Annotated in this window: 8 protein-coding genes; all 8 read right to left on the reverse strand. The window is 67.6% G+C overall.

Translation table 11 applies throughout. From position 1 onward, the window contains the following. Positions 1-2: 2 nt before the first annotated feature. Positions 3-629, reverse strand: a complete 627-nt coding sequence (locus ACNPM4_RS03250) for a superoxide dismutase (RefSeq protein ID WP_029261619.1) — start codon at positions 627-629, stop codon at positions 3-5. A 156-nt stretch (positions 630-785) separates the two neighbouring features. Then, positions 786-1556: a hypothetical protein gene (locus tag ACNPM4_RS03255; protein ID WP_448984681.1), complete on the reverse strand. Its 771-nt coding sequence runs from the start codon at positions 1554-1556 to the stop codon at positions 786-788. Positions 1557-1568: 12 nt separating this feature from the next. After that, entirely contained in the window at positions 1569-2546 is a 978-nt protein-coding gene (whiA, locus tag ACNPM4_RS03260; RefSeq protein WP_017202788.1) for a DNA-binding protein WhiA, read from the reverse strand. Positions 2547-2613: 67 nt separating this feature from the next. Further along, entirely contained in the window at positions 2614-3486 is an 873-nt protein-coding gene (gene rapZ, locus ACNPM4_RS03265; RefSeq protein ID WP_091037165.1) for an RNase adapter RapZ, read from the reverse strand. Between the two features lie 34 nt (positions 3487-3520). Continuing rightward, positions 3521-5425, reverse strand: a complete 1905-nt coding sequence (uvrC, locus tag ACNPM4_RS03270) for an excinuclease ABC subunit UvrC (RefSeq protein ID WP_448984682.1) — start codon at positions 5423-5425, stop codon at positions 3521-3523. Beyond that, complete coding sequence (uvrA, locus tag ACNPM4_RS03275) at positions 5425-8313, reverse strand: excinuclease ABC subunit UvrA (protein ID WP_448984683.1); 2889 nt, start codon at positions 8311-8313, stop codon at positions 5425-5427. The genes uvrC and uvrA overlap by 1 nt, the downstream gene beginning before the upstream one ends. A 9-nt stretch (positions 8314-8322) precedes the next feature. Beyond that, entirely contained in the window at positions 8323-8919 is a 597-nt protein-coding gene (locus ACNPM4_RS03280) for a hypothetical protein (RefSeq protein ID WP_105710161.1), read from the reverse strand. Further along, positions 8916-9665 (reverse strand): DUF58 domain-containing protein (locus ACNPM4_RS03285; RefSeq protein ID WP_448984684.1); only part of this gene is annotated, 750 nt, incomplete at its 5' end. The genes ACNPM4_RS03285 and ACNPM4_RS03280, both read right to left, overlap by 4 nt.

The raw sequence follows: 9665 nt of genomic DNA on the forward strand, positions 1-9665 counted from the left end.
GATTACGACAGTACCAGCAGGCCGTTCGTCTGCTTGCGGGCGACCTCGAGGCGCTGGGCGACGTTCTCCCAGTTCGCGATGTTCCACGCGGCCTTGACGTAGTCCGCCTTGACGTTCAGGTAGTCGAGGTAGAACGCGTGCTCCCACATGTCGAGCTGGAACAGCGGGATGGTGCCCTGCGCCGTGTTCGACTGCTGGTCGAACAGCTGCTGGATGATCAGGCGCGAGCCGATCGAGTCCCAGCTGAGCACGGCCCAGCCGGAGCCCTGGATGCCGGTCGCCGCCGCGGTGAAGTGCGCCTGGAACTTCTCGAACGAGCCGAAGTACTCATCGATGGCCGCCTTCAGCTCGCCCTCGGGCTGGCCTCCGCCGTTCGGCGACAGGTTCGTCCAGAAGATCGAGTGGTTGACGTGGCCGCCGAGGTTGAAGGCGAGGTCCTTCTCGAGCTTGTTGACGTTCGCGAGGTTGCCGCTCTCGCGGGCTTCTGCGAGCTGGTCGAGCGCGGTGTTCGCGCCCGCGACGTACGTCGCGTGGTGCTTGTCATGGTGCAGTTCCATGATCTTGCCGCTGATGTGCGGCTCGAGGGCTGCGAAGTCGTAGGGAAGGTCGGGGAGCGTGTAAGTCGCCATATCGCTTTCATCCAATCCGCGCCGCGCCGCGGCGCTTGCCGATCCTCCGCGCCGCCGATGTGCGGCGTAGAGCGGACATCTTTCATCCTACTGACGACAACGCGGGTGCGCCCCGGAACCTTCCGCCATATGACGGTTCGGACCGGTCGACCCGGATCAGGCGTTCAGCCCCATCTGCGGGATGCCGAGGGCGAACGGACTGAGCACGAGCTTGCGACGGTCGACGTACATCAGCGAGTCTTGTCGGAGCGCCGCCGGATTCGGCGCCCCCGTAGCCACGACCTGCTCCAGGAGTGCGCCCGCGGCGATGGATGCGTTCTCGGGGGTGGCGGGGAACGAGATCCGCTCTGCGTGCGCCTTCCCGCCCACCGGCATCACATGTATGTTCCCGGTCCCCGCCTTGAACGTGATGCTCAGCGAGGTCTTGCGACGCGCCGCCCAACGGTCGGCCCTGGCGAGGGCGTCATGTGCCGGATCGGCGTACCAGACGTGCAGTTGCGCCTCGGAACGCCCGTCCCCCAGCGCGGCCGTCGCCTCGCACAGCGTGACGAGTGTCCGGGTCAGGACCGGAGCCAGCGCGTCGAAATCGTCGACGACCCGCTCCCCCGGCAGGTAGCTGCCTTCGGGGAGGAGGCCGATGTCATCCGCGCGCCACCGGTAGGGAAGAGCAGAGTCGGGCAGGGACTCGAAGTTCCGATACTCCTCGTCAGCGATGGCATCCATGTGCGCGACGAGGATCTGCGCACCGCCACTGCTCGACGGACGGACGGAGATCTGCCGCGCACCGTCGTACCAGCGGACGAAAGGCCCCTCGGTGATCGTGGGAGCGACGCCGAGGACCGTGATCGCATCACGGATCGTCTCCGCGAACGGCGTCTCGACCGTCGCCTCACCGAACTCTGCACTGCGCCAGCCGAAGACACTCATGCAGGGATTCTCTCAGACGTCGAGTCCCACGGGCACGGCGGCCTCGGTGCCCGGAATACCCTCCTGCTGAGCGCGCTTGTCGGCCATCGCCAGCAGGCGGCGGATGCGGCCTGCGACGGCATCCTTCGTCAGCGGCGGGTCGGCGTGATGGCCGAGCTCGTCGAGGCTGGCATCCCGGTGAGCCAGACGCAGCTCTCCGGCGACCTTCAGATGATCGGGTACCTCGTCGGCCAGGATCTCGAGCGCGCGCTCCACACGCGCGCAGGCGGCGACCGCGGCCTGCGCCGAGCGGCGCAGGTTCGCGTCGTCGAAGTTCACGAGGCGGTTGACCCCGGCACGGACCTCGCGGCGCTGACGGAGTTCTTCCCACGCGATGGCGGTCTTCTGCGCGCCCATCTCGTTGAGGATGGTGCGGATCGCCTCCCCTTCGCGCACGACGACACGCGGCATGCCGCGGACCTCGCGAGCCTTGGCGGCCACGCCGAGCCGGTGCGCGGCACCGACGAGGGCCATCGCCGCTTCCGACGACGGGCAGACGACCTCGAGCATGGCCGAACGGCCCGGCTCGCTCAGGGTGCCGGCGGCGAGGAACGCTCCGCGCCACAGGCCGGCGACCTCGGCCCGAGAACCGGTCGTGAGGCGGTTCGGGAGCCCGCGCACGGGACGCCGCCGCTGGTCGAGAAGGCCCGTCTGACGGGCGAGCGTCTCGCCCTGGGCGATCACTCGCACGGCCCACCGGGCACCGTCGTTCGCGGTGCTCGACTGCACCTGCGCGATCTCGGGACGCACGCCGTAGATCTCGGCGAGGTCACGTGCGACGCGGCGCGCGAGAGTCTCGGCATCCACCTCGGCCTCCACGGCCACGCGGCCGGCGATCGAATGCAGACCACCGGCGAACCGGAGGATCGCGGTGACTTCCGCAACTCGCACCGTCGGGGGTGCATTGCGGATGCTGACCAGCTCGGCCTTGACGTCGGTGGTTAGTGCCACGACACTCCTTCACGTTCACGCGCCGGGTCGCGGCGCAAACGTCCAGCTTACTCGGCCGGGCGGACCGCTATTCTCGGCCGAGGTCTCGGTGGCGGACGTTGACGGCGACTCCGGGGATCGCGGACAGCCTGCGCGCGAGCTCCTCCGACATCGCGACCGAACGGTGCTTTCCCCCCGTGCAACCGATCGCGATCGTGGAGTGGCTCTTGTTCTCGCGCTGATACCCCTCGAGGACAGGCACGAGGGCCGTCGAGTAGGCGTCCAGGAACTCCATCGCACCCGGCCGCGAGAGGACGTACTCACGGACCGTCTCGTCCTGGCCGGTCAGGCCGCGGAGTTCTTCGTTCCAGAACGGGTTGGGCAGGAATCTCATGTCGGCGACGATGTCGACGTCGGTCGGCAGGCCGTACTTGAATCCGAAGCTGAGGAGCGTCACGCGGTGGCGCGCCGCTCCCTCCTCCGAGAAGATGTCCGAAACCTGCGTCGCCAGTTGATGGATGTTGAGCCGCGAGGTGTCGATGACCAGGTCGGCCGCCTCACGGATCGGTGCGAGTCTGGTGCGCTCGATGCGGATCCCGTCGAGGAGCGTCCCATCCCCCTGGAGCGGATGCGGCCGTCGGACGGACTCGAAGCGCCGCACGAGGACGTCGTCGGAGGCGTCGAGGAACAGGACGCGGACAGACCCTCGAGACCGGAGAGCGCGCGCGACGCCGGGGAAATCGTCGAAGAGGTTGCGGCCTCGGACATCGACCACGGCGGCCACCTTGGGAAGCGCATTGCCGCCCATATCGGTCAGATCCAGCAGCGGCCGGAGGATCTGGGGCGGGAGGTTGTCGACGACGTACCAGCCGAGATCCTCCAGCGCATTCGCCACCGTGGTCCGACCCGCGCCGGACATTCCCGTGACGATGAGGAACTCGCCCTTTTCCTCGTCAGACATTGCTCAGTGCTCCCTCTCCCCCTCGGCCTCCAGCCTAGCGAGTGGACAGGTGCGAATGGATGTTCTGGGCGAGCACCGGCCCGATTCCCTGCACTTCTTCGATCTGTCCCGGTTCGGCTGCGCGCAGCGCCGTCACCGAGCCGAAGTGCTTGAGCAGCACCTTGATGCGGGATGCCCCGAGCCCCGGCACCTCGGCGAGCACGGAGGAGATGTCGTTGCGCCGTCGCTTGCGCTGGTGCGTGATCGCGAAGCGGTGCGCCTCGTCACGAAGACGCTGCAGCAGATAGAGCGCCTCGCTGGTACGCGGCAGGATCACCGGGAAATCGTCACCCGGGAGCCACACTTCCTCCAAACGCTTCGCGATTCCGCAGACCGCGATCTCGGTGTGCCCGGCGTCACGGAGGGCCCGGGCCGCTGCTTCCACCTGCGGTTGCCCACCATCGACGAGCAGGAGCTGCGGCGGGTAGGCGAATCGCGGCTTTCGCCGCGCGGTCGCCTCTCCCACGTCTTCTCCGACGACTGCCTCGGTCGTCGGATCGATGACCTCCGGTTCCTCGGGACGATCGAGGTAGGCGAGCCGACGACGAAGCACCTGGTACATCGAGTCGGTGTCATCCGTCGTCTCGGCGATGTTGAACGAGCGGTACTGGTCCTTGCGGGGAAGACCATCCTCGAACACGACCATCGATGCCACGACGTTCGTCCCGCCGAGGTGCGAGATGTCGAAGCACTCGATGCGCAGCGGGGCCTCGGACATCCCGAGAGCCTGCTGCAGGTCGGTGAGCGCCTGCGTACGGGCGACGTAGTCGCTCGTGCGCCGGGTCTTGTAGCGGATCAACGCCTGCTGCGCGTTCAACGTCGCGGTGCGCATGAGGTCTGCCCGCTGCCCGCGCTGCGCGACCGCGATCTCGACTTTCTTGCCGCGACGTTCGCGCAGCCAGACTTCGAGCTCGGCAGCGTCGTCCGGAAGGGTCGGGACGAGGATTCGGCGAGGGACGTCCTGCGCCTCGCCGTATGCCTGCTGCAGCACCTGTTCGACGAGATCACCACTCGAGATGTCGATCTCCTTCTCGATGGTCAGCGCACGCACACCGCGTACCCTGCCGCCGCGGATCACGAAATGCTGCACAGCTGCCGCCAGCTCATCCTCGGCGATGCCGAAGAGATCGGCGTCCTCGTCGGCCGGGAGCACGAGCGCGCTCTTGCCCAGAACTGCTTCGATCGCCGAGAGCTTGTCCCGGTACTTCGCCGCCGCCTCGTAGTCCATCGCCGCCGAGGCAGCCAGCATCCGCTTGGTGAGCTCCCGGGTGAAGCGCTCATCACCGCCGGCCATGAACGCCACGAAGTCATCGACCATGGCCCGGTGCTCCTCGATGCTCACCGTCATAGAGCAGGGGCCGCCGCACTTGCCGATCTGCCCGGGGAAACAGGGCCTGCCGGTCTGCATCGCGCGCTTGTAGCTGGAATCGCTGCAGGTGCGGATCGGGAACGCCTTGATCATCAGATCGATGGTCTCGTGCACCGCCCACACCTTCGGGAACGGGCCGAAGTACCGCGCACCGGGGATCTTGCGATTGCGTGTGACGATCACCCTGGGCGCTTCGTCGGCGAGCGTCACCGCCATGAAGGGATACGACTTGTCGTCTTTGTAGCGCACGTTGAACGGCGGATCGAACTCCTTGATCCACATGTACTCCAGCTGCAGCGAGTCGACGTCCGTCGACACGACCGTCCATTCGACGGATGCCGCCGTCGTGACCATGCGCCGGGTGCGTTCGTGGAGCGTACGCAGCGGGGCGAAGTAGTTCGACAGGCGCTGACGCAGGTTCTTCGCCTTGCCGACATACAGCACCCGCCCGGACGCATCACGGAAGCGGTACACGCCGGGATCGGTCGGGACCTCCCCCGGCCGCGGCTTGTACGGCAGCACGTCGGCCATCAGCTGGCCTTCCGCGCGGCGCGCCCCTCACCCAGGATCTCGCCGAGGAACAGCCCGGTGTGGCTCGCCTCGACGCGTGCGATCTGCTCCGGGGTGCCGGTGGCGACGATCTGGCCGCCGCCGGAACCGCCCTCGGGGCCGAGATCGATCACCCAGTCGGCCGACTTGATCACATCGAGGTTGTGCTCGATGACGATCACGGTGTTCCCCTTGTCGACCAGTCCGTTCAGCACCTCGAGGAGCTTGCGGACGTCTTCGAAGTGCAGACCTGTCGTCGGCTCGTCGAGCACGTAGATGCTGCGTCCGTTGCTACGACGCTGAAGCTCGGTGGCGAGCTTGACGCGCTGCGCTTCACCGCCGGAGAGCGTCGTCGCCGACTGTCCGAGTCGGACGTAGCCGAGCCCGACGTCGACGAGCGTCTTCATGTAACGGTGGATCGCCTGGATCGGCTCGAAGAACTCCGCGGCCTCCTCGATCGGCATCTCGAGCACCTCGGCGATGTTCTTGCCCTTGTAGTGCACGGCCAGCGTGTCGCGGTTGTACCGCTTACCGTGGCAGACCTCGCAGTCGACGTACACATCGGGCAGGAAGTTCATCTCGATCTTGATCGTGCCGTCGCCGGAGCATGCCTCGCAGCGGCCACCCTTGACGTTGAAGCTGAAGCGACCGGGCTGATAGCCGCGGACCTTCGCCTCCGGTGTCTCGCTGAAGAGTGTGCGGATGCGATCGAACACGCCCGTGTACGTGGCGGGGTTCGACCGCGGGGTGCGGCCGATCGGCGCCTGGTCGACGTGGACGACCTTGTCGAGGTTGTCGAGTCCGGTCACACGCGTGTGCTTGCCGGGGACCGTGCGAGCCCCGTTCAGCCGCGACGCGAGCACCTGGTACAGGATGTCGTTCACGAGCGAGGACTTGCCGGAGCCACTGACACCGGTGACGGCGGTGAGCACACCCAGCGGGAAGTCGGCCGTGACGTTGCGGAGGTTGTTGGCCCGAGCGCCGACGACGCTCAGCATCCGCTTCTTGTCGATCTTGCGGCGCTTCGTCGGCAGGGGGATCTCACGGCGACCCGAGAGGTACTCCCCCGTCATCGAGTCGCTGTCGTCGAGCAGAGCCGAATACGGACCCGAATGCACGACCTTGCCACCGTTGACGCCGGCGCCGGGACCGATGTCGACCACCCAGTCGGCCGCTTCGATCGTCTCCTCGTCGTGCTCGACGACGATGAGCGTGTTGCCGAGGTCGCGCAGCTTCAGCAGCGTGTCGATGAGGCGCCGGTTGTCACGCTGGTGGAGTCCGATCGACGGCTCGTCGAGCACGTAGAGGACACCGGTGAGACCGGAGCCGATCTGCGTGGCCAGGCGGATGCGCTGCGCCTCTCCACCGGACAGCGATCCGGCCGAGCGGCTGAGGTTGAGGTAGGAGAGTCCCACCTGGAGCAGGAAGTCGAGGCGCAGGCGGATCTCGCGCAGCACCTGAGCGGCGATCTTGGCCTCACGGTCGGTGAGCGTGAGCGTCTCCATGAACGCGCGGGCGTCGGCGAGGCTGAGGTGCGAGACTTCGGCGATGGAGTGTCCGTGCACCTGCACGGCCAGCACCTCGGGCTTCAGACGGTTGCCGTCGCAGACCGGGCACGGCACTTCGCGGAGGTACTCGCCCCACCGGCTGCGCTGGTTGTCGGACTCCGCCTGCAGATACTGCCGCTCGATGTAGGGGACCACGCCCTCGAATCCGGATGCATAGCGCATCTCGCGTCCGTAGCGGTTCTTCCACTTGACGGTCACCTTGTAGTTCTCGCCGCGGAGGATCGCATTCTGCACATCGGAGTGCAGCTTGCGCCACGGGGTGTCCAGCGAGAAGTCCAGATCGCGGGAGAGTCCCTCGAGCAGGCGCTCGTAGTACTGGAACAACCCCTTACCCTGGGTGGTCCAGGGGATGATGACACCTTCACGGATCGAGAGGTCTTCGTCACCCAGCATCAGGTCGACGTCGACCGACATGCGGGTACCGAGCCCGGAGCATGCCGGGCACGCACCGAACGGCGCGTTGAAGGAGAATGTGCGCGGCTCGATCTCGGTGAGAGTGAGCGCGTGCCCGTTCGGGCAGGCCAGCTTCTCGGAGAACGTCTGCCATGCGTCGTCGCCCTCGCCGTCGACGTAGTTGATCTGCACCACTCCGCCGGCGAGACCGAGCGCGGTCTCGACCGAATCGGTCACGCGGCCGAGGATGTCGTCTGAAGCCACGAGCCGGTCGACGACCACGGCGATGTCGTGCTTGTAGCTCTTCTTGAGCGTCGGCGGCTCGGCGAGTTGGATGAGATCACCGTCGACGATGGCACGAGAATAGCCCTTCGCGCCCAGTTCACGGAACAGGTCGACGAACTCGCCTTTCTTCTGAGAGACGATGGGTGCGACCACCTGGTAGCGCGTGCGCTCCGGAAGTTCCATGAGCTGATCGGCGATCTGCTGCACGGTCTGACGCTGGATGCGTTCACCGCATTCGGGACAGTGCGGGATACCGATGCGCGCCCAGAGCAGGCGCATGTAGTCGTAGATCTCGGTGATCGTGCCGACGGTGGACCGCGGGTTGCGGTTGGTCGACTTCTGGTCGATCGAGACGGCCGGGCTGAGGCCCTCGATGAAATCGACGTCGGGGCGGTCGACCTGCCCGAGGAACTGGCGCGCGTACGCGCTCAGCGATTCGACGTAGCGACGCTGCCCCTCGGCGAAGATCGTGTCGAACGCGAGACTCGACTTGCCCGACCCGGACAGGCCGGTGAACACGACCAGCGAGTCGCGGGGGATGTCGATGTCGACGTTCTTGAGATTGTGGACGCGGGCACCGCGGACACTGAGTTTTCCTGGGGAAGCAACGGGGACGATGGGCACCGAACAAGTCTACGAGGGACCACGGACATCGGCTCCGACTCCGGCATCCACTCCGGCCTCTCCCCCGCCCGAGGCCGCGTGCGCCGGATCGCCGTCCGACCGCTTCGCCGCCCGCAGAGCGAGGAGCACGCCCATGACCAGGGCCGCGGCCGCGACCGGCGCGAGCCACTCCGTTCCACGGTCGACACCGCTCGGAGCGAGCAGCCACATCGCGAACACCAGCGGCTGCGACAGGAGCTGCACGATGCCGAAACGCAGGAAGGTCGGCCGGAGCACCCGCACCGCGAGGCGCGACCTCAGCGGCACGACCAGGCTCAGCGCGGCGAGGACGTGGATCGCGTGCACGAGTAGGAGCGCAAGAGCCGTCCGGCCCGGGGACGGCTCCGTGAGGATCACCCCGAACGGGAGGCATGCCGCAGCCGCCCACGCCGCGAGTGTGCGTGGGATGACGACGGCGACGACGACCGCGACCACGGCGATCGCCTGCCAGAGCGGGAACGGGACCAGCGTCACCGCCCCGACCGCGACCACGCCGACGAGCAGCAGCCGGACCGTGACCCCGGGTACGGCACCCGGCACCCGAATCTGCCGGATCGCGCGACTCATCGTCGCACCGCCCTCATCCGCTGCTGGCGCAGGTCCGCCAATCGCATGGCGGCATCGACGTCGGGCGCCGCCCACGACACCACCTCGATGCCCGCATGGCGCAGCTCGGTCAGGATGTCGGTGCGCTCCGCGAGGACGGTGCGCAACGCGATGTGCTGCTCCCGGGTCAGACGTGACGCGTCCGACGTCGGAAGGACGTCCACCGCGACGACGGCGTGGCCGGACGCTCGCCATCGGGTCGCCAGCTGGGCAGCCACCCCGTCGAAGAAGGTCGAGAGCACGAACACGATGGAGCCGGAGGGGACGACGGGTGATCGGCGATAGGGCGAGCCGTCGGTACTCGGACCGGTCGCGGCGATGACATCGCGCACCCGGGCGAGGTGTCGTGCTCCGCCGCCCGAAGGGATGCTCCGCCCGCCGCTCGACAGCGCGTGGTAGGCGATCCTGTCGCCCGCACCGACGGCCGCGGTCGCGATCGACAGCGCCGCTTCTCGGGCGAGGTCCAACGAAGTCACGCCGGACCGGTCCGGGTCGGCGGCGCCCCACCCCGCGACCACAGCGCCGAGATCCTCTGCCGTATCCACCGCGAGGACGACCGACGAGTCGCTCAGGGTGTTGTTCCGGCGCACGAGGAGCTCGCCGGGCCGCTGGGCTGCCCGGGCAGTGGCCCGCCAGTCGACGCGGCGCAGCTCGTCGCCCGGCGCGAACGGATGGATGTCGCGGAAGTCGCCACCCTGCCCCGGGCG

This window comes from Microbacterium umsixpiens, assembly GCF_053543675.1.

Excerpts from the sequence above, each read along its gene's own strand:
- ACNPM4_RS03250 (WP_029261619.1), bottom strand. The coding sequence starts at position 629 with ATGGCGACTTACACGCTCCCCGACCTTCCCTACGACTTCGCAGCCCTC.
- ACNPM4_RS03255 (WP_448984681.1), bottom strand. The coding sequence starts at position 1,556 with ATGAGTGTCTTCGGCTGGCGCAGTGCAGAGTTCGGTGAGGCGACGGTC.
- rapZ (WP_091037165.1), bottom strand. The coding sequence starts at position 3,486 with ATGTCTGACGAGGAAAAGGGCGAGTTCCTCATCGTCACGGGAATGTCC.
- uvrC (WP_448984682.1), bottom strand. The coding sequence starts at position 5,425 with ATGGCCGACGTGCTGCCGTACAAGCCGCGGCCGGGGGAGGTCCCGACC.
- ACNPM4_RS03280 (WP_105710161.1), bottom strand. The coding sequence starts at position 8,919 with ATGAGTCGCGCGATCCGGCAGATTCGGGTGCCGGGTGCCGTACCCGGG.